The 19,101-nt window shown below is 68.3% G+C and carries 11 protein-coding genes and 2 pseudogenes; 8 read left to right on the plus strand and 5 right to left on the minus strand.

Going from position 1 to position 19,101, the window contains the following annotated elements; genetic code table 11:
• Positions 1–39 precede the first annotated feature (39 nt).
• Together RM25_RS13335 and RM25_RS11320 are read right to left on the minus strand one after the other, a co-directional pair.
• Positions 40–1,692: pseudogene (locus RM25_RS13335) on the minus strand (TIGR04028 family ABC transporter substrate-binding protein).
• A gap of 311 nt (positions 1,693–2,003) precedes the next feature.
• Complete coding sequence (locus RM25_RS11320) at positions 2,004–2,489, minus strand: pyridoxamine 5'-phosphate oxidase family protein (protein WP_015069156.1); 486 nt, start codon at positions 2,487–2,489, stop codon at positions 2,004–2,006.
• Positions 2,490–2,787: 298 nt separating this feature from the next.
• Here RM25_RS11320 and sbnA point away from each other — a divergent pair, with 298 nt between their 5' ends.
• The 4 genes from sbnA (at position 2,788) to RM25_RS11340 (ending at position 9,103) form a co-directional block, all read left to right on the plus strand.
• Positions 2,788–3,975 (plus strand): 2,3-diaminopropionate biosynthesis protein SbnA, encoded by a 1,188-nt coding sequence (sbnA, locus tag RM25_RS11325; protein ID WP_080774577.1) that lies wholly within the window; start codon positions 2,788–2,790, stop codon positions 3,973–3,975.
• Entirely contained in the window at positions 3,968–6,022 is a 2,055-nt protein-coding gene (locus tag RM25_RS11330) for an FAD/NAD(P)-binding protein (protein WP_230954641.1), read from the plus strand. The genes sbnA and RM25_RS11330 overlap by 8 nt, the downstream gene beginning before the upstream one ends.
• Before the next feature lie 11 nt (positions 6,023–6,033).
• Positions 6,034–7,743, plus strand: a complete 1,710-nt coding sequence (locus RM25_RS11335) for a type III PLP-dependent enzyme domain-containing protein (protein ID WP_044636505.1) — start codon at positions 6,034–6,036, stop codon at positions 7,741–7,743.
• Between the two features lie 358 nt (positions 7,744–8,101).
• The gene (locus RM25_RS11340) at positions 8,102–9,103 is read left to right on the plus strand and encodes an IS481-like element ISPfr17 family transposase (protein WP_044636672.1); all 1,002 of its coding nucleotides are present in this window, start codon (positions 8,102–8,104) and stop codon (positions 9,101–9,103) included.
• 3 nt (positions 9,104–9,106) lie between these two features.
• On the opposite strand, the gene RM25_RS11345 is transcribed toward RM25_RS11340, so the two are convergent.
• Positions 9,107–10,132 (minus strand): PDDEXK family nuclease, encoded by a 1,026-nt coding sequence (locus tag RM25_RS11345; RefSeq protein ID WP_044636506.1) that lies wholly within the window; start codon positions 10,130–10,132, stop codon positions 9,107–9,109.
• Positions 10,133–10,254: 122 nt separating this feature from the next.
• Here RM25_RS11345 and RM25_RS11350 point away from each other — a divergent pair, with 122 nt between their 5' ends.
• From RM25_RS11350 to RM25_RS11360, 3 genes are all read left to right on the plus strand, one after another.
• The gene (locus RM25_RS11350; RefSeq protein ID WP_044636507.1) at positions 10,255–11,016 is read left to right on the plus strand and encodes a hypothetical protein; all 762 of its coding nucleotides are present in this window, start codon (positions 10,255–10,257) and stop codon (positions 11,014–11,016) included.
• A complete protein-coding gene (locus RM25_RS11355) occupies positions 11,013–12,473 on the plus strand; it encodes a hypothetical protein (RefSeq protein ID WP_052809220.1) in 1,461 nt (486 codons plus the stop codon). Before RM25_RS11350 ends, RM25_RS11355 begins: the two co-directional genes overlap by 4 nt.
• A gap of 278 nt (positions 12,474–12,751) precedes the next feature.
• Entirely contained in the window at positions 12,752–15,325 is a 2,574-nt protein-coding gene (locus RM25_RS11360; protein WP_044636508.1) for a DEAD/DEAH box helicase, read from the plus strand.
• Between the two features lie 608 nt (positions 15,326–15,933).
• Here the strand turns inward: RM25_RS11360 and RM25_RS11375 are convergent.
• Positions 15,934–17,135 (minus strand): annotated as a pseudogene (locus RM25_RS11375) (low temperature requirement protein A).
• A gap of 366 nt (positions 17,136–17,501) precedes the next feature.
• On the opposite strand from RM25_RS11375, the gene RM25_RS11380 reads away from it, so the two are divergent.
• Positions 17,502–17,738 (plus strand): hypothetical protein, encoded by a 237-nt coding sequence (locus RM25_RS11380; RefSeq protein WP_044636512.1) that lies wholly within the window; start codon positions 17,502–17,504, stop codon positions 17,736–17,738.
• 100 nt (positions 17,739–17,838) lie between these two features.
• Here RM25_RS11380 and RM25_RS11385 read toward each other — a convergent pair whose 3' ends face one another.
• Positions 17,839–19,053: a cytochrome P450 gene (locus RM25_RS11385; RefSeq protein WP_044636931.1), complete on the minus strand. Its 1,215-nt coding sequence runs from the start codon at positions 19,051–19,053 to the stop codon at positions 17,839–17,841.
• Positions 19,054–19,101 lie beyond the last annotated feature (48 nt).

A 19,101-nucleotide genomic window follows, 5' to 3' on the forward strand; every position in this document is an offset into this window, starting at 1 on the left:
GTAGGTCAGGGCGTGGTCCGGGGCAGGGCGTGGTCCGGGTCAGTCGGTGAGCCAGGTGTCGTAGAAGCGGGGTCGACCCACGGACTCGGTGGCGAAGCCCTGGACGGCCGCGGTGAGCCCGTACACCTGCGGCTCCTCGAAGAGCGGCAGGATCAGCGCCTGCTCGGCCAGGTGCCGCTGGGCCGCGGCGGAGGCCTCGGCCCGCCCCTCGGCCTCCGGCACGGAGGCGATCCGGGCCAGCAGCTCGTCCAGCTCCGGGTCGCCGACACTGCCGTCGGGGTACCCGTTGAGCAGGGTGTTGCGGTTGTCTGAGGAGTACTGGGACTTCAGCACGTCGTAGTCCGAGCGGCCCACCATCGAGTGGTACACCTGCACGGTGCCGGGCTCGCCCCGGGCGGCGTCCTGCGCGGCCTGGTCGCCGGGCAGCAGCTGCACGTCAATGCCGAGCTCGGTGGGCTGCCCCTGGATCAGGGTGACCACCTCCCGGGAGCGGGGCTGCGGGAGGGCCTCGTTGAACGTGAGGGTCAGGGGCTTGCCGTCCTTGGTGCGGGTGCCGTCGGCCCCGGCGCTCCAACCGGCCTCCTCCAGCAGCGAGGCCGCCTTCTCGGGGTCGTGGACGTAGTGCTCGGAGGTGTCCACATAGCCCAGGGCGGTGGCGGCGAGCGCCCCGGTGGCCAGGGGATAGTTGTCCGTGAACAGGGTGTCCACGATGGCCTGGCGGTCGATCGCGGCGATCAGCGCCTGGCGGGTGCGCAGGTCATCCGGGGCCGGGTCGCGGAAGCGGAAGCTCAGGCCGTTGTTGACGCCGTTGGTGGAAGCGGCGTGCAGGCTCAGCCCGTCGGCCGCGAACTGGGGGTCGTCGGGCGCCTCGATCTGTCGGGCGATGTGGGCCTGCCCGGAGGTGACGGTGCCCACCCGCACGCTGTCCTCGGCGGCGACCACGTAGTCGATGCCGTCCAGCAGGGCCCGGCCCTCGCGCTGGGCGGTGGCCGGCGGTTAGGCGTAGTCCTCGCGCACCGTGAGGGTGAGGCGGGTGCCGATCTCCTCCGCGTCGATCACGAAGGGGCCGGAGCCGATGATGTCGGCGGCGTTGCCAGGGCCGAACTCCTCGCCGGTGCGGTCCAGGGTGGCGTTGGAGAGCAGGCCGGAGTTGATGGTGGAGACGGCCTGGGCGAACCCGGGCGAGGGTGCGGAGAAGTGGAAGCGGACCGTGGTGGGGTCCACCACCTCGCCGCGGTCGTAGTTGTTGATCGCCTCGGAGACGGTCAGTGCCCGATCGGGGTCGCCCGCGCCGTACAGGTCGAAGTTCTTCACCACGTTCTCGGCGTCGAGGGGGGTGCCATCGGAGTAGGTGACGCCCTCACGCAGCGTAAAGGTGTACTCGGTGGCGTCCTCGTTGACCTCAGGCAGGGCCGTGGCGATCCACGGGTGCAGCTCGAGGGTCTCGGGGTCCTGGTACAGCAGGCGGTCGGTGATGTTGTTGACCACGCCGCCGTTGGGGTAGAAACCGGCCGCCGGCGGGTACAGCGTGCTCCAGGTCTGCGGCTCCAGGTATGTCAGGGTGCCGCCCTGCTGCGGTTCACCGGCCGCAGCGTTGTCGCCGCCGGTGCCGGAACCGCAGCCGGCCAGCGCCATCAGGGCCGGGGTGCCGAGACCGAGCGCGAGTGCTGAGCGACGCGTGAGGGAGGACATGGGAGGGGCTCCTGGAAGTGCGGGGGCAGTCCGGGCGGCGTGCCGCGGACTGCCCCCGTGCACCACAGGTCCCAAAGAATCGCTAATGGCGGTTCATGGTGTGACATGGGGGCTCCGGAGCTCACCGGGGCTCCTGGCCCGCGCACCAGCTGCACTGCACCAGCAAAGGACGATTACGTTCCAGGACCTCGCGATCGTGGAACGGAATCGTCCTTCTTGTGACTGGACAGCACGAAGGCCAGGGCACCTGCAACACGTCGCAGGCGCCCTGGCCTCTGTGGCCCCGTCGCGGGGGGGCGGTTACCCGAGCATCACAGCTCCGTGGTCCCCGTCCCGCCGGGGGTGTCGCCGCCGGTGACCTTGGCCTTGAGGATCTGGGCCACACCTGCGACCTTGCCACCGGGCAGGCCCCAGTACTGTGCGGACTCACTGGTGACCAGCACCAGGGCCAGGTTCGGATCGTCCACGCCGTCGGGGAAGTAGCTCTTGGCGGAGTCGTCCCACAGCTCGGCGATCTTGGCGCGGTCCTCGACGAACTTGGCCCTGCCCGCCACGGACAACCAGGATCCGGCCTCGGAGACGTTGAGGTTCACCTCGGGGCCCTGACGCAGGGCGTCGGCCTGATCGCCCTGCAGGCCCACGAACAGCCACACATCAGCATCGTCGGTGACGTCCTGGACGGTCATGGGGTGGGACAGCAGCTTGCCGTCGGCGCGGGCGGTGGTCAGCATGACGATGCTGGTGCCGCGCAGCTTCTCGACGACGTCCTGCTGGGTGAAGTCCTGGTCGGTGCTCACGGTTCCTCCATCGGGTCGAGCGGGTGGTCGAACGGGGTGCGGGCCCCTGGGCCACACCTGGATGAGCGGGCGCGCCGACGTCGGGCGGCCGCGCCCGGTGATGCGTCGACCGTAGGCTCCGCACCTGCGACGGGCACCCAGGAACCCGACCGACCGGTCCCGGGATGCCAGGCAGCTCGTCGCGCACTCCGGCGGCCACCAGCACCCTTCGGGACCGGATGCGGGTGCCACGCCCCCTCGACCATTCGGTCACAGCAGGCCGTCCGTTCATGGGGCCTGCATGTTGTAGCGTGGCCAGGTGACCCACACCTCCGGCTCCCCGCAGCGGGAGCACACCAGCAGCACGCCCGCGGATGACCGGCCGCCCGCCACCCCCACCGAGGCGGCCACCAGCGGACCCGACATCCCCGTCGGCCTCGACAACGGCCCGGAGGGCCCGGGCGTCTCCGCGGCGGGGTTCGCGTCCCCCGTGCCCGCGATCGTGGCCGGGATCAGCGAGGCCATCGGGAACACTCCCCTGATCCGTCTGGACTCCCTGTTCCCCGACTCCGGGGTGGAGATCCTGGCGAAGCTGGAGTCGGTGAACCCGGGCGGCTCCACCAAGGACCGGCCGGCGATGGGCATGGTGCGCGACGCCCTGCAGACCGGGCGACTGGCCCCCGGCGGCACCGTGGTGGAGTCCTCCTCCGGCAACCTTGGCGTGGCCCTGGCCCGTGCCTGCAACGCCCACGACGTGCGGTTCGTGTGCGTGGTCGACGCCCGTACCAACGCCACCACCGTGCGCACCATCCAGGCGCTCGGCGGGGAGATCGACCTGGTGTCCGAGCCCGATCCAGCTACCGGCGACCTGCTCACCGCCCGCTTCAACCGGGTCAAGGAGCTGCTGGAGGAGATCCCCGATGCGGTGAACCTGTACCAGTACGGCAATCCCGCCAATCCCCGTGCCCACTACGACGGCACCATGCGGGAGATCGCCGAGGCCACCGGGCACCAGGTGGACGTGCTGATGGCGGCGGTGTCCACGACCGGAACCATCGGCGGCTGCTCCGCGTACATCCGCGACCACGACATGAGCACCCGCGCGATCGCGGTCGACGCGGTGGGCTCGGTTCTGTTCGGTGGCACCGCCGCGCCCCGCCCCCTGCCCGGCATGGGTGCGGGCGTGGTCACCGAGCTGTCCCGCCAGGTTCAACCCGATCAGGTGATCCGCGTGGAGGGCCTGGACTGCGTGGTGGGCGCCCGGCACCTGGCACGCAGCGAGGGCATCCTGGCCGGGGGCTCCACCGGCGGCATCGTGCATGCCCTGGGCGGGCTGATCCCCAGCCTCGAGCCCGGCACCCGCGTGGTGTTCGTGGTGCACGACGGCGGCGTTCCCTACCTGGAGACCGTGTACGACGACCAGTGGGTGCGGGAGAACCTCGACGCCGACACGGACGCGATCGCGGAGGGGATCGAGCAGCTGCGCAGGACCGCCCGCCGTGGCTGAGCAGCCCTCCGTCCGGGCCGGCACGGCCCATCCGGCCCGCAGCGACGGTGCTGCCCGCCCGATTCGCGACGACCGCACTGCACCGCCCATGGCAGCCGCTGAGACACCGCTTCGCCCGGCCGCCGATGCGCCGCTGCGGCTCGCCGTCGTCGGTGCCGGACCGAAGGCGCTGTACGCGCTGGAGGAACTGACCGCGCTGCTGGATGCTGCGGGCTCCGCCACGGCCACCGCCGACGACGCGGGAGCTGCGGCCTCCGAATCGTCAGCAGCATCCGGCCTGATCGTGACGGTGATCGATCCTGTCGCCGTGCCGGGTACGGGCGCCGCCTACCACTCCGGCCAGCCGCACCACCTGCGGCTGAACGTGACCGCGGCGATCCTGGATGAGCCCGCCACCGGCGACTTCCCCGCGTACCCCAGTTGGGTGCAGGACCCGTACCCGCAGCTGGCCGACGAGCCGTACCCGCCGCGCGCGGTGGTCGGCGAGTACCTCGCCCAGCGCTGGCAGCAGATGATCCATGGTCTCTCCCGGCATGCCCGCGTGGAGCACGCCCGGGCCCGGGTGACGGACCTGCGGCGCGAGGGCAGCGCCTGGCATCTGACCACCGACGCTGCTCCCGCGGACGTCGGCCCGGTGGACGAGGTGCTGATCGCCACCGGTCACGCCGCTGGCCACCGGGGCGCCCTGGTGCACCACTGGAGTTCACCCCTCCCCCTGGTCCCGGCGGTGCTGCCCGCTGAGCGGATGCTCAGCGCCGAGCAGGTCCCACCCGGTTCCCGGGTCGCGGTGCGCGGCGGGGCGCTGACCTTCATCGACGCCTGCCTGACCCTCACCGAGGGCCGCGGCGGCACCTTCACCGAGAGCACCGAGGTCGACGCGAGCGGCGGCACCGAGGCGGATGTCCCTGCCCGCCTGGTGCACCATCGCGGGCCGCACGAGCCGACCGTGATTCGGCCGATCACCCGGCAGGGTCTGCTGCTGGATGCGAAGCCGGACCCGGGATCACCCCTGACCGGGGCCGGCGAGCGCGCCGTCGAGCAGGCCCGCGCCCGATTCACCTCCGGCCAGGGCATGGGCCCGGACGCGGTGCTGGCGATCGTGGTCGATGCCGCCACCGCCATGCTCGAGGGGACACCCGCGCCCAAGAAGCACGCCAGTACCTCGGGACGGGATGCGCGCGACACCGTCGCTGGTTCTCGCGCGGCCGTCGAACACACGCTGAGCACCGGTGCGGAACCCGATCTGCCCCGCGGCGCGGGGCGCGCCGAGGCGGCGCTGCGTCGCAGTATCGAGACGGCCCAGGGCCACCGCTCGCCCGGTCCGGCCTGGGCGCTGGGTCGCGTGTGGCAGACCCTCTACTCCCTGGTCTCCGCCGCCCTGCGCGGCAGCGACGCCCCCGAGGAGGAGTGGGCGCGCTTCCGGCAGGCCGCGCAGGTGCTGGAGCGGTTCGCCTTCGGCCCTCCGCTGGTCAACGCCCGCAAGCTGCTGGCGATGATCGACTCCGGCGCGGTGGACCTGTCCTGGATGGATGGTGGGACGGGCATCGACGGCAACAGCATCCATGTCGCGCCCGTGACCGAGAGCTCCGACGCCACTGCCACCGGCCGGCATGTTGACGCCACTGCCACCGGCCGGCACGACGACGCACCGTCGGGCGGCGATGTCGACGTGGTGATCGACGCGGTGCTCACCCCGCCCGGTCTGCTGAACCTCACCGACGAGCTGGCGGGGTCGCTGCTGCACCGCGGCCTGGTGCAGGTGCGGCCCGGCAGGCGGGGGGCGATGATCGACGAGGCCGGCTCCCCCGTCGGCCGCGATGACGCGCCACTGGTCGCCCCCGACGGTCGGACCGTGGCCGGGCTCGCGCTGATCGGGCGGCCCACAGAGGACCATGTCATCGGCCACGACTCGCTGAACCGCCACCTGCACCACGAGGGCCGATGCTGGGCCCGACGGATCGCGGACCGGGTTGCGGGCGTTGACGATGCCGCTCCCGCTGACGCAGCTGTTCCTGCCGCCCCCGCCCCCGCTGTCGCCCCCGAGTGAGAGGACCTGCCGTGACCGAGGAACCCACCCTGCGCGAGGCATGCCAGGGAACCCCGCCGCTGTCGGCTCGTCTGGAGCCGTGGATGCAGGAGCTGCTGGCGGACCCTGCGACCTGCAGCTCGCTGCTGGAGCGCTACGGAAGCCCGCTGAACGTGCACGACTTTTCCGCGCTGCCGCGCAACGCCGCAGAGCTCACGGAGGTGGCCGAGGGCTCCGGGGTGGACCTGCGGATCTTCGTGGCACGCAAGGCCAACAAGACCCTCGGCATGGTGCGTGCCGCGCATCGCGCCGGGCTGGGGGTCGACGTGGGCAGCGAGCGCGAGCTGGGCCAGGTGCTCGAGGCCGGTGTGCCGCCGCATGACGTGGTGGTCACCGCGGCCATCAAGCCCGATCCGGTGCTGCGCCTGGCCCTGGAGTCCCGCTCACTGCTGGTGCTGGACAACCTCGACGAGGTGGCCGCCTCCCGGAGGGTCGCCGAGCAGGTCACCGGCGCCCGGAGCGCGGAACCAGGTCGCCCCGCGGACGGGGCCTCTGGTGCCCCCGAGCCGTTCCCCGTGGCGCTGCGCCTCGCGCCCAAGCCCAGCGACCTGATCCCGCCCACCCGCTTCGGGGAGTCGGCCCGCGCCTGGCTCGAGCTGATCGACTCCGGCGGCCTGGGCGACCTGCTGCGGGTGGACGGTGTGCACTTCCACCTGCACGGCTATGACCCGACCGCGCGCGCCACCGCCCTCGGGGAGGCGCTGGAGCTGATCGACGCGCTGCGCGAGCGCGGCCTGGCCCAGGATGGCGCGTTCGTGGACATCGGCGGCGGCATCCCGATGAGCTACTTGGACGATGCCGAGCAGTGGGACGCCTTCTGGCAGGCCCACGAGCGGCAGGCCCCGGAGTCGGGCCTCGGCGGGGGTGCTCGCGCGGCCGACGACGACCGGCCCGCGGCTGCCCCCGACGCCGGCGAGGACGCCCCCACCGCCCCGCTGACCTGGCGCCGGGAACCGCTGCGGCAGGTGTACCCCTACCACCAGCAGGTGATCCGCGGGCCCTGGCTGGAGCGGTTCCTGGGCCACGAGATCCGCCCGGGTGCCACTGCCGGGCAGGCCCTGCGAGAGCGCGGGGTGCAGCTGCGCTGCGAGCCGGGCCGCTCCATGATGGACGGTTGCGGCATGACGCTGGCGAGGGTCATCCAGCGCACCAGTGCCAGCGACGGCGTGCCCCTGGTGGGGCTGGAGATGAACCGCACCCAGTGCCGCTCCACCTCCGACGACTTCCTGGTGGACCCGATCCTGGTGCGCACCGGCACACGCGACGATGCCACGGATCCGTCGGTCGCCGGTGCCGGGCAGAGCAGGGCGAGCGAACGGTTCGAGGGGTTCCTGGTGGGCGCCTACTGCATCGAGGCCGAGCTGATCCTGCGTCGGCGCCTCGCGTTCCCGCAGGGTGTGGCCGTGGGCGATGTGATCGCCCTGCCCAACACCGCCGGGTACCTGATGCACATCCTGGAGAGCGCGTCCCACCAGATCCCCCTGGCCTCCAACGTGGAGCGCGTCGGCGGTGGGGAGGCAGGCGGATCCGGAGGTGACCACCCCAGCGCAGAGGTGGCGGACCGCAGCAGGACGGGCGGCACGGACCACAGCAGCACCGCCGTCGAAGGCAGCGATCCCCGTCCTGATGTGCCCGGGTTCAAGCGCGACGGCATCGACCGGGTGCTGCCCATCCGGGCCTGATCCCCCGCTTGAGAGCTCTGTGAGCACGCCTACATGCCGGGAATCTTCGGCCCACCGGTCGAGGTGGGCACAGATGCGTCCCGTCAGGTGCAGGTGCTGGCACGCACGGGGCGGCACGCGACCAGCTGACGGCGCGGCCATGCACGGGGCGGCCTCGCGCTCGGCGGCACGCGACCTGCTGACGGCGTTGCCAAGCGCGGGGCGGCACGCGAGCCGGTGGCGGCGCGGCCTCGGTCTGACCCGACGCAACAGGAGTGCTAGCTGTACTTCCCCGGGAGGTTGTGAACGGGTGAGGTAGCGAAGACCTCCGGGCAGGATGTGGGTTACCACACTCACTCTCCTGACCACGGAGGTCTTCGTGACTCACGCTAACGCACCCTTGACACCGGAAGGGCGTCGTCGTCTTGCTGTTCTCGTCGTGGAACAGGGCTGGTCGTTGCGGCGGGCGGCGGAACGGTTCCAGTGCTCGCCCGCGACGGTGAAGCGGTGGGCCGACAGGTACCGGGCAGGGCTGCCGTTGATCGACCGTAGTTCGAGGCCCACCTCGTCACCGAACCGGCTTTCGCGTAAGACGGAGCATCGGATCGTCGCGTTGCGGTTCACTCGCCGGTGGGGTCCGCACCGGATCGCGTATCACCTGCGGTTGCACCGTTCCACGGTCGGTCGGGTGCTCGCCCGATACAAGATGCCGAAGCTGATCAACATCGACCAGGCCACCGGGCTGCCGGTTCGCCGCCCGAAGCCGAAACGGTACGAGGTCGCCGCGCCGGGCCAGCTCGTGCACGTAGATATCAAGAAACAAGGCCGGATCCCCGACGGCGGCGGGTGGCGTGCCCACGGTCGCGGATCCATGCAGGACCGTCACGCGGGAGTGGCCCGCGACAAGGCAGCCCGTGCCGGGGCAGCCGGCTCTCGCGGCTACCGGTATCTGCACCACGCCGTGGACGACCACTCCCGGATCGCGTACTCAGAGATCCTTGACGACGAGCGCAAAGAGACCGCAGCGGGGTTCTGGACCCGCGCGAACGCGTTCTTCGCAGGCCTGGGCGTCACAGTCACCGCGGTGATGACCGACAACGGTTCCTGCTACCGGTCAGGCGCCTTCGCTGACGCGCTCGGCGACGAGGTGAAGCACAAGTGGACCCGGCCATACCGGCCGCAGACCAACGGCAAGGTCGAGCGGTTCAACCGGACCCTCGCCGTCGAGTGGGCCTACGCGAAGCCCTACGCCAGCGAAGCCGAGCGCGCCGCAGCCTACGAGACCTGGCTCCATCACTACAATCACCACAGACCCCACACCGGGATCGGCGGCCAGACTCCCTCAGCCCGCGTTCACAACGTCACGGGGAAGTACAGCTAGACCCTAGAACGGTGCCTCGTCGCGTGTCGCCCACGGGTTCGGGGGCGACGGCGGCAAGGCTCCCCCGGGCAGCGGCAGGTTGGTGACGACGTAGAGGTTCAAGATGTCGTCGCGGTCCATGAACATGATCTGGCTCCGCTTGCTGGCATCGAGAGCGTTGCCGAGCCAGTTGCGAGCCGCCTTGGTGATCTCCCCGCCCGCCACGATGAAGGCGTGGTCAACCAAGACCCGGCGGTTGGTCTCAGGATCGAAGATCTCGTGTGCCAGCATCATGAGCGCTTGGTTGTGGATCTCGGCCATGTTGGCGTTGCCGGTCTTGGTGACGCCTGAGGCGTCGAGCTTGCCCTTCTTAGCCTGGATGCCGAAGTAGAGGATGTGCTGGGTCGGCAAGGTGTAGCGCATCCAGATGTCCTTGCCGTACTCCAGCGCCTTGTCCTTGTGCCCGGCTGCCGTGATGCGGTGGTAGCCCAACTGTCTGAACAGCGGGAGGAGCACTTCCTCGATGAGATCATCCTCGCTGCACTGGTCGAGGTAGGCCGTCAAGAGCTGCCGCCGCTCCAGTTCAGCCTTGCTGAAGGGGCGGTGCGGATTGGCGGCAAGGACAGTGACGGTCTGTGTGCCGACGTGGCGGAGGTAGCAGTGGTTGTCTTCGCCGTAGAACGCCTCGAAACCTTCGCGACCGAGTACCTCGTTGAGTTGTGCCAGCGCACGAGGACGGTCGGGGCCTTCGTTGAGCCGATCGGCTGGACTCATGAGTTGGTCAATGAGACGGCAGAAGACATCCGGGGGACGTGTGGGGCCGTCATGGGGTTCGGCCAGCATCTGTTCCAACACGTCCGCAACCCAGCGATGGCGGGTCGAGCCGTCGTGGTGGAACTCGGTCTCCAACTCTTGAAAGAACTCGGTGATGTACATGCTGGAGCGATACGGGAAGTACTTGGCTTCGTCCTCGTTTTCGGCGTCGTCACGACCCACGTTGCCCACGATGAGTGACCCGAGGGCTTCGAGGTTGCGGCGACGGAACTTCACGGGACCATTGTTGCAAGCGGGACCGACAAACGACCGGACTCCGTGGGCTGCGGCTGCACCGTCTGCCCCGGCATGCGGTGCCGCATCGGCTGAGTGTCAGTGTCACGTGCTCGAATAGACCCATGACTGTGGACGTGCGGCGCGCTGTTCTTGACCGCCTCGGCACTGGAGGTGCCTCGCGCTTTGGCCGCCCATACCTCGTGGCAACCCTTCACCGGGAAGTTGGCTGTTCCGAGACGGAAGTGTGGGAGGCCTTCTGGGGTCTGGTCGGTGAGGGACTGGTCTACCTCGACACCGCCGGCCAGGGATCAGGCACTGACAACTGGCAGTGGCACCTATCGACAGATGGCCGAAGGGTGGCTGAGGGCGGCTCCTGGGAGCCACGCGACCCCGACGGCTACATGGATCGGGTTCGACGAGACATCCCCGACTTGGACGAACTCGTGGAACTTTACCTGACAGAGGCGTTGCAGTCGTTCAACGGGCGATGCTACCTCGCCACCTCCGTCATGCTTGGAGTCGCCGCAGAACGTGCCTTCCTGGTCATGGCTGCGTCCTACGCCGCCTCTACTGTCTCGGGCGCGCCGGCTATGGCCAAGGAGTTAGCGCGGCCGCGAAGCAACTACTTCGCCTTGTGGACGGAGTTCCGAAAGCGCATCGAGCCGATCCGCCAGGATCTGCCGGATGGGCTCGCCGACTCTCTCACGCTGGATGCCATCGCTGACCTGATCCGCCTGACCCGCAACGAGGTTGGCCACCCCACTGGCCGCCAGATTGACGAGGACACCGCTCGAGTTCACCTGACGATTGCTCCGACATACATGCGGAAGATGCGTGCGCTGACCGTCCACTTCGCCCAGAGGCCGGCGGAGGTGAACGAATGACGCAACTGCCGATGCCGGTCCACGTCGGATCCGAACCACCTGAGCATTGGGACGACATAGAGGCGCGACAACAGCAGTATGGCGACGATGCGGCACCATACCTGCGTGACAAACAACGGCCGTCCATCGCCAGGCCAGACATTGACTGGGGTGCGCTTGGATTCGAGCCACGTTGGGTGGGTTTCGACGCCGCAGACTGCGCGGCTGCGTTGCAGCCGAGCATTTTCTCTGGTCAAGGCGCCGACGAGTTCAACCGCTTCCGTCAAGGTGCTGAGCGGCGGGGCGAGACAGCTCTAGTGATCAGCCCGATCGGTGAGACCGAAGGCGCGTCTCGCAACGTGCACAACGTCTTCGATCCACCTGTCAGCTCGGTCTCGATTGGGCAGACCTACACGAGCATCGACGGTCGCACAATCGGCAAGGGCGCGCGGGTTCGGGCCGCCTCCGACCTCGATGATGCGGACGGCCAGCTCGCGCTCCGACTACTCAGCGCCACGCAGGCACCTACGTGGCGCAGCCTGTCGCTCAGCGGTGCAGTGTTGGAGTCCGTGTACGGCCGCGAGGACCACCCTCCCGAAGGAACGCTGCTGCCTATCTTGGAGACGGAGCTGGGCGAACCAGTTGTGGCGGTCTGGATATCGCCGGATGGTGTGGAGCGACGCTACGTCGTTCCGGTCGAGACTTCCTGGACGCTGTTGCTTCCGTGGCTACTGGAACAAGCGCTCCCGGCGTTCGTTCCTGGGGCGATGCGCCGTGCGCGGCGTCCGTTGACCTCAGACAGGGATCTGATGACTCGGCGTGAACGGGACGCCCATGCCGCGCTGGCCGATCTGGAGCTGGACTACGCCGCGCGCCGCATCGAACTTGAGCGCCAGATCGAGGACGCACAGGATGCCGCCGTGGCGACCCGCGAGGGACTTCTTTACGGTACTGGCCAGCAACTGGTCAGCGCCGTTCGCGCCGTCTTCGAGACCGCTGGAATCGAGGTTGTTGACCTTGACGAGAAGCTCGGAGACACCAAGAACGCCGACCTGCTCTGTACCTACGGAGGCTTGTCGCGATTGGTCGAGGTGAAGTCAGCGAACGGGAGCGCTCCCGAACGTGCCTACCAAGACTTGATCCGGCACCTACGTGAGTGGCCGAGCTTGCCGGGCGCTTCTCCGATCGACGGAGGCGCGCTTGTGATCAGTCATGATCTCCGCAAGGTGCCTCTTGATCGGAGGCCGACGCCATACGCGAGGCCGGAGTTTTTGTTGGCGCAGACCGAGCCGGTGATCTCCGCGCTGGAACTCTTCGCGGCCTGGCGCGACGAGGACGTGGAAGCGATTCGTCAGCTGCTGTTCGGCTCAAGTGCCGCACCTGTGGGTAACTCGGCGGGGCAGGCCGGTGCCGCGGTTGTCGACGTCGATGCCGCCTCATCCAGTCGCATCCTGCGACACTGGTTTGGGCGGCGCTGAGTCAGGACCCGCTCAGCGCGGCCAATCCGAGCAGGGCCAGACAAGCGCCTACCGGGCAGGTGGGGTCTTCTGTGCGTAAGACATAACACTGCCGGACAACCTCGCCACCGAGGCCGAGAACCTCCATGAGTATGTCGTCGTCCCCGAACTGCTCCGCCTCAAGTACCGTTAACGCTGCAAGCAGTTCAAGGCCGTGATGACCTCCCTAGTTCCGAACCGGCGGGAGTTGGAGTAGAGCAGCAAGCACTCGGCGCAACAACAGGCAGGCATTGACGCACATGGCATTTCTGGGCAAGACGAAGCGGGCGGTCCAACAGTTTCCGTCGCCGGAGGAGCTGTACCTCAGCGGGACTCTGCCACGCACCACGGACGCTGTCGACTCTCTCTGGCTGCATCAGGGCGACGTCATCCGTGCCTACGCCGAGAACCACGTGGACACCCCGGACCTCGCGCTGGAGCTACCGACGGGAACCGGCAAGACCCTGCCAGGTCTGCTCGTCGGGGAGTGGGTGCGACGTAAGGCCGAAGGTCCTGTTATCTACGCCACACCGACCAAGCAGCTCGCGCGTCAGGTGGCGGCGACCGCTGAGCGCGAGGGCATTGCGGCCGCGCTCCTGATCGGAAGTGCCAAGTACTGGGATCCGGCGGATGAGGCATCGGTCGAGGGTGGCGAGGCAATTGGGATCACGACTTACAGTGCGGTCTTCAACAGCAGTCCCAAGCTGCCCGAGCCCAGGCTCCTGATCTTCGACGATGCTCACGCTGGCGAGCAGTTCGTGGGCAATGAGTATGGCATCAGCATCCGTCGCCACGACGATGAGGACGCATACCTCGAGGTCCTGGAAGGGCTGAAGCCGTTCCTGTCTGGACTCCTCATCCAGCGACTTGAAGGCGACCCCGATCCCGGCGCTCACCACCAAGTGCGCCTAATCCTGCCTGCGGTCGACCAGACGGCGCTGACGAAGCTCGACGCCGTTTTGGCAGGTCTGCCCAAGCCTCACTCGTACAAGCTCGCTATGATCCGGCCGGGCCTGGCAGCCTGCTGTGTCTACCTGTCCTACGGCGGTATCCAGATCCGCCCGATGATCCCGCCGACGTACGAGAACCGTGTCTTCGCTCGCGCCAAGCAGCGCATCTACCTGTCGGCGACTCTAGGCTCTGGCGGGGAACTGGAGCGCGCCTTCGGTCGGCGTGAGATCGTGCGAATGCCGCTTCCGACCAAGACACCTCCTCGCTCTGGCCGGAGGCTGTTCGTCTTCCCTGACTTGGTCAAGGACGGAGACGCAGTGGAGCTGACGAAGCAGATAGTCGGCCTCACCGACAAGGCGCTCGTGCTCAGCCAGGAGACCATCGCCAACACCGAGGCGACAGCGAAGGCACTGGCCGGCAACGACGTGCCGGTCATGGGACGGGACGATCTAGAACGGAACGGCTTGGAGTCATTCGCGAAGGCTTCGAGTGGAGTACTCGGGCTGGCCAATCGTTATGACGGACTCGATCTGCCCGGCAAAGCCTGCCGGATTGTTGTCCTTGACGGGAGACCGGACGCAGTCGGGCTACAGGAGCGATTCCTGAGTGAGCGGGCAGAGGCCAACGCAGCCCTCGCAGAGCGCCTCCGTACCCGCATCGTGCAGGGCGCCGGGCGCTGCACCCGTGGCCCGAACGACTACGCCGTGGTCGTCGTGCTCGGTTCGGACATCATGAAGTACTTCTCTAGGCCCGAGAACCTCAAGGCACTCGAACCGGAGCTACAGGCCGAGGTTGAGTTCGGTTGGCAGAACAGCAGGGGCACCGATCCCGACGAGATAATCGAGAACGTCGGAGTGTTCCTCGAACACGGTGCCGACTGGCGTAAGCAGGGTGAGCCCATGGTGGCCGAGTTCCGGCAGGACGCCGTCAAAGTCGAGGCTCCTGGAACAGATGCTCTCGGCAAGGCCGCGGCGCTTGAGGTTGAGGCCTGGCAGCTGGCATTCGGGGGCGACTGGATAGGTGCCAGCGAGAAGATGCAGGAAGCGGTGCCCCATGTCGGCCCTGAGGCAACGCGCGGCTACCGCGGTCTGCTGCTGTACATCGCAGGTGTGTGGCTGCACCTTGGAGCCCAGGATGAAACCCAGCGATCACGTGCCCGACAGCTCGTTCGAGAGGCCGCTCTCGCGGCCAATCGCGGCACCTGGCTCAAGGAGATGCGAGAACTGCCTGGCGCCGAGGAGGTTCCGCTTGTCCTCGAGGACATCGTGGCTGTGAACCAGGTGGTCGCCCGCCTGCGTGGACAGATCAAGCCGAAGCGGATCAACACAGCCCTCACCGAGATGCAGGAATCACTCGACCAGGATGAAGCCATCAGGTATGAACGCGGTTTGACGACTCTCGGGTCGTTCCTCGGGGCGGAGGCTTCTAAGCCGAAGGGCCAGGGCCGCTGCGACTCCGCCTGGGTATGGGGCACCGCTATGTGGATGACCATCGAGGCGAAGTCGGAGGAGCACAACGGCGGCCTGCTTCCGCTGAAGGACGTTCGCCAGGCCAACACTCAGCTCGACCAGCTGGCGGCGGACAGAGGGATGGATCACCCGCCGGCGGGTAGTCCAGCGATCATCGTGTCGGACAAACTGTCGGTGGACCCGCAGCATGCTCAAGCGGCGAACCCCAACGTCTACCTGACATCGACCAGGGTCGTGGGGGAGATAGCCAGTGACGTTGCCGTCGTCTGGGCGGACCTGCTTACGACCGCCATCGGTATTGCCTCCGAGCATGCCCAGAAGCAGCACGTCCGGTCTGTCATGACCGAGAACGGCTGTCTGCCGAGTCAGGTGATTGATCGGCTCGCGCAGAACCGGATCAGGCCCGGCCACTGAGGGGGAGCGGCAAGTCCTCCCAGCGTGATCACAGCAAGTCCTTCGTGTGCGTCCACACGGTCATCCGGTGCACGCCGAACCGCCGGGAGATCGACACCACGCTCTCGCCGTTCGCTCGGGCAGTTCGGATAGCGTCCACTTGGCTCTCCGTCAGCGGTGTTCTAGCTCGTCTCCTAGGGTTCGCCACGACGCCGAGGTCGTCCTCGACGGCAGCTTCCGGCTCATCGCCGAGACCGAGTTTCGCCTGCTTCCACGCGGAACCAAGCCGCTCGAACCTCTGCCAGGTGTTCGGTTTGAGTCCACTCGCGTCCACAATTCTTGAGGTGCACGGGGCCCGTTGTGCGAGGGCCGGTGCACATGGCTTCCCCGGATCCCCCGCTCACTCTGTGCGCCCCCGCCCAGTTCATGGTTGTGGTGGTGGGACGCGTCGAAACCAACCGGGACGCGCTGATCCCGCAGGATAGGTGCGGATAAAGCACCGTCTTTGGTGCCTAATCCGCACCTATCCTCGAGTCCCCGGCCATGGCACCGCACGCCGGGCAGGCCCGGGATGGGGAGGACCTTTACGTCGTCTAACCTGCAAAGGTCCTCCCCATCCGCCGGTCCACCTATGCGTCGCGCGACTGGCGCCGCAGCTCGGCGAAGTACAGGCGCTCGAAGACCACGAGTACGACGAGCACCATCGTCACCGCCGCCAGTCCCCCGAGGGCGGGCAGCCTGATGATCGCGGGCGCGAGCCCCACCAGGATGACCAGGGCACAGGCACGCGCGACGTTCCTGGCGCGCTGCACGCGGAGGTCAAAGATTAGGTGCCCGATGAGGTGGAGCGCCACGCCACCCACGAGGCACAGGCCGTAGAACGCACCGAGGGACTCGTCCGTGCCGGCCAGGCGCAGGGCACCCTCCACGCCGACCGCCGCGAGGAGGACCCCGCAACCAGGGGAAAGTGGCCATAGACGTAGGCCTCAAAGGCGATGCGGATACGTTCGGTGCCCGCCAACTCGGCAACGCGTCGCCCCGTGGCCGCCGCCACGAGATCGAAGTAGAGCCACCACAGGCAGATCGCGAGCACGACACCCAGCCCGGCCGCCAGCAGCAGCGGGATCGTGAGCGGATGCTCCCCGGCCCCGACCCCGACGGCCACCAGCGATTCGCCCAGGACGATCAGCACGAACAGCTCGAAGCGCTCCGTCCAATGGGAGGCGCTGTAGATGCGCCAACTCCCGTGCCGCGACGTGAGGTAGACCGACAGCCACTCCCCCAGCATTGCGATGGCGAACAATGCGGTCTGCGCCTGCCCGCCCACCACGACGCCGATCACCAGCAGCACGGCCTGCACGAGCAGTGGCAACCGGGAAATGGCGATCTGCCGGCGCAGTCCGGCGTCATCCCGGGCGGCGATCGTGTAGACGACGAGATGAACCAGCCGCACGAACAGATACGCACTCACCAGGACGACGGGCCCGGGCAGCCCCTCGCCGGCGCTGTCCCATGCCGACGGAATCGCCAGGGCTATGACGAAGACGCCGACGAGTGCGAGGCCGAACCCGACCGCGCCGAGTCCGACATCGGCGCGCAGCTGGTTCCCCAGCCAGACGAACGTGCACCAGGTCCACCACAGCATCCCGAACAGGATCAGGCCGTGCGGCACCCCCTCGGCACCGTGCTCGTGGGAGATGAGGTCGGTGACCTGGGTGACGGCGAACACGTACACGAGGTCGAAGAACAGCTCGAAGGTCGTGGCCCCCTCACCCGCGTGTGGACGAGCGTGCCGCAGCCCCCGCGCCCGGGCAGGTAATGCACCATCCATGCTCGAATCCCCTCATCCAGATGAACACTCGATCGCCGGCCGTTCAATTTCCGGTAACAAGAATAATCGGGGCCCAGAATGGCGCTCGGGCAATACCAGCCGACGAGAACCCGATCACCTTGATGAAGGCGCTCATTGGTTGCACGCAATTCACCCCCGGACCGACAATGTGCGCCCGGCGCCGGGGCTGGTTCCCCGTCCGCGCCTGGCACATGCAGCACCAACAGGCTCGTGGCTACGCGTTACACCACCGCCCCGGGCGCCCCCCATGCCACCCTGAGTGACGGCATTGCCGCCCGCGTGCCACGGCGGGAAGGCCACCACCCGGGCATTCCGGGCGCATCCATCGCATGGCATAATCGCCGCATGAATGACATCGTGGCAAACCTCACGGCACAACCGATCCTCGGGGTCGGCACCGTGCTGTTCGTTATTGGCCTCGGGTTTGCCGTGCTCTTCGGATTGTCCTTCCGAATTCGGGCGGTGCTCAACAAGCGGGCGTGGAACGGGCCGACGCGTCCCTTCTTCTTCCTCATGTTGCTGACGCTGATTCCGGGCATCGCCCTCATCGGGCTCCAGCTCTGGCTGAACCAGGGCCACTAGCCGCCGCCACATCGGGCGGCGCCCACCATGGGCGCTCGGCACGCGGCCGCGCAGTGGGCGGGTCGCGCGCCACCCGGGCGCGCAACCCGCCCCACATGCGTCAGCCCTCGGTCACCGAACCCAGGATCACCGACAGTTCGGCGAAGCCACTGGCCGGATAGCTGGCGTACTGCGACGTGGCCGCACGGTCGGGCGTGATCGTGCCGGTTGCCGCCAGCAATTCCTGGGTGAGCATGCGCAGCTCGAGGCGCGCCAACGGCGCACCCGGGCAGACGTGGATCCCGGCCCCGTAGAGCAGGTTGTCCTCGCGCGGACGATCAAGGCGGAACTCATTGGGATCGCCGAACACGTCCTCGTCGCGGTTGGCCGATGCCCACAGGATCGTCAAGCGCTCCCCCGGCTCAAACTGGCGTCCGCCGATCTCGGTGGGCTCGGCCACCACGCGACGGTTCGAGATGAGTGGCGGATGAATGCGCAGGATCTCGTCCACCGCATCGTCGAGCGTGGCAGGCGAGCCGGCCTTGGCACGCATCAGGCTCTGCACATCGGGATGTTCGGCAAGGTGGTCGACGACGATGCCCGCGGCGGCCGAGATGGTGCTCAGCTCGCCCACCGTCCAGTTGCGCAGGATCGACACCAACTCGCCGTCATTCAGCACTCGGCCGTCGACCTGCTCCTTCATCAGGCGGGTGGTCAGGTCGTCCGGGGCGGCGTCGCCCATGGCGCGTCGCTTGTCGAGCAGGCCGGTGATGTAGCCATCGAACTGCTCGGCCACGGCGGCGGTGGCGGCCCGGTCGCCGGACGCGGTGGCCCGGCGGTTGCTCAGCGTCCACTCACGCAACGGTTCGCGCAGGCGCTCCGGCCATCCCAGGTAGGCCGACTGCACCTGCAGGGCGAAGGGCTCGGCCAGGTCGTTGACGATGTCGGCCGGCTTGTCGCGGGGCAGCGCGGCGATCAGGTCCGCGGCGATCGCCCGGCAGGCCGGCTCGAACGCATCCACGACCTCCTGGGTGAAGTAGCGGTCGACGATCGTGCGGTACACGGTGTGTTCAGGCGGGTCCATGCCGTTGGGCACCGCGACGTGCTTCGAGACGACCGCGGAGAAGGTGCGGGTCTGGGTGGCGGCGCGCAACACATCGTCGTGGCGCAACAACGACCAGCCCATCTGCTCGCTGTGGGCCACGGGGCACCGGGCGCGCAGCGCGTCGTAGGCGGCGATCTGGTTGTCCAGCACCTCGGGGGCGCGAGGATCCCATTCGTACGACTGCGGTTCGTGCGGGGCGGGGTTGTCGCGAGAGGGAGTGTCGGAAGTCATTGCCGGGCCTTTCGGGGTGGAGGTGAACAGGCACAGGTCGTATGTCAC

It is taken from the genome of Propionibacterium freudenreichii subsp. freudenreichii (assembly GCF_000940845.1).
GTDB classification, from domain to species: domain Bacteria; phylum Actinomycetota; class Actinomycetes; order Propionibacteriales; family Propionibacteriaceae; genus Propionibacterium; species Propionibacterium freudenreichii.

What these genes read in the sequence shown, in the direction of transcription:
- RM25_RS11355 (WP_052809220.1), top strand. Translation starts at nt 11,013, where the DNA reads ATGACGCAACTGCCGATGCCGGTCCACGTCGGATCCGAACCACCTGAG.
- RM25_RS11360 (WP_044636508.1), top strand. Translation starts at nt 12,752, where the DNA reads ATGGCATTTCTGGGCAAGACGAAGCGGGCGGTCCAACAGTTTCCGTCG.
- RM25_RS11380 (WP_044636512.1), top strand. Translation starts at nt 17,502, where the DNA reads ATGAATGACATCGTGGCAAACCTCACGGCACAACCGATCCTCGGGGTC.
- RM25_RS11350 (WP_044636507.1), top strand. Translation starts at nt 10,255, where the DNA reads ATGACTGTGGACGTGCGGCGCGCTGTTCTTGACCGCCTCGGCACTGGA.
- RM25_RS11385 (WP_044636931.1), bottom strand. Translation starts at nt 19,053, where the DNA reads ATGACTTCCGACACTCCCTCTCGCGACAACCCCGCCCCGCACGAACCG.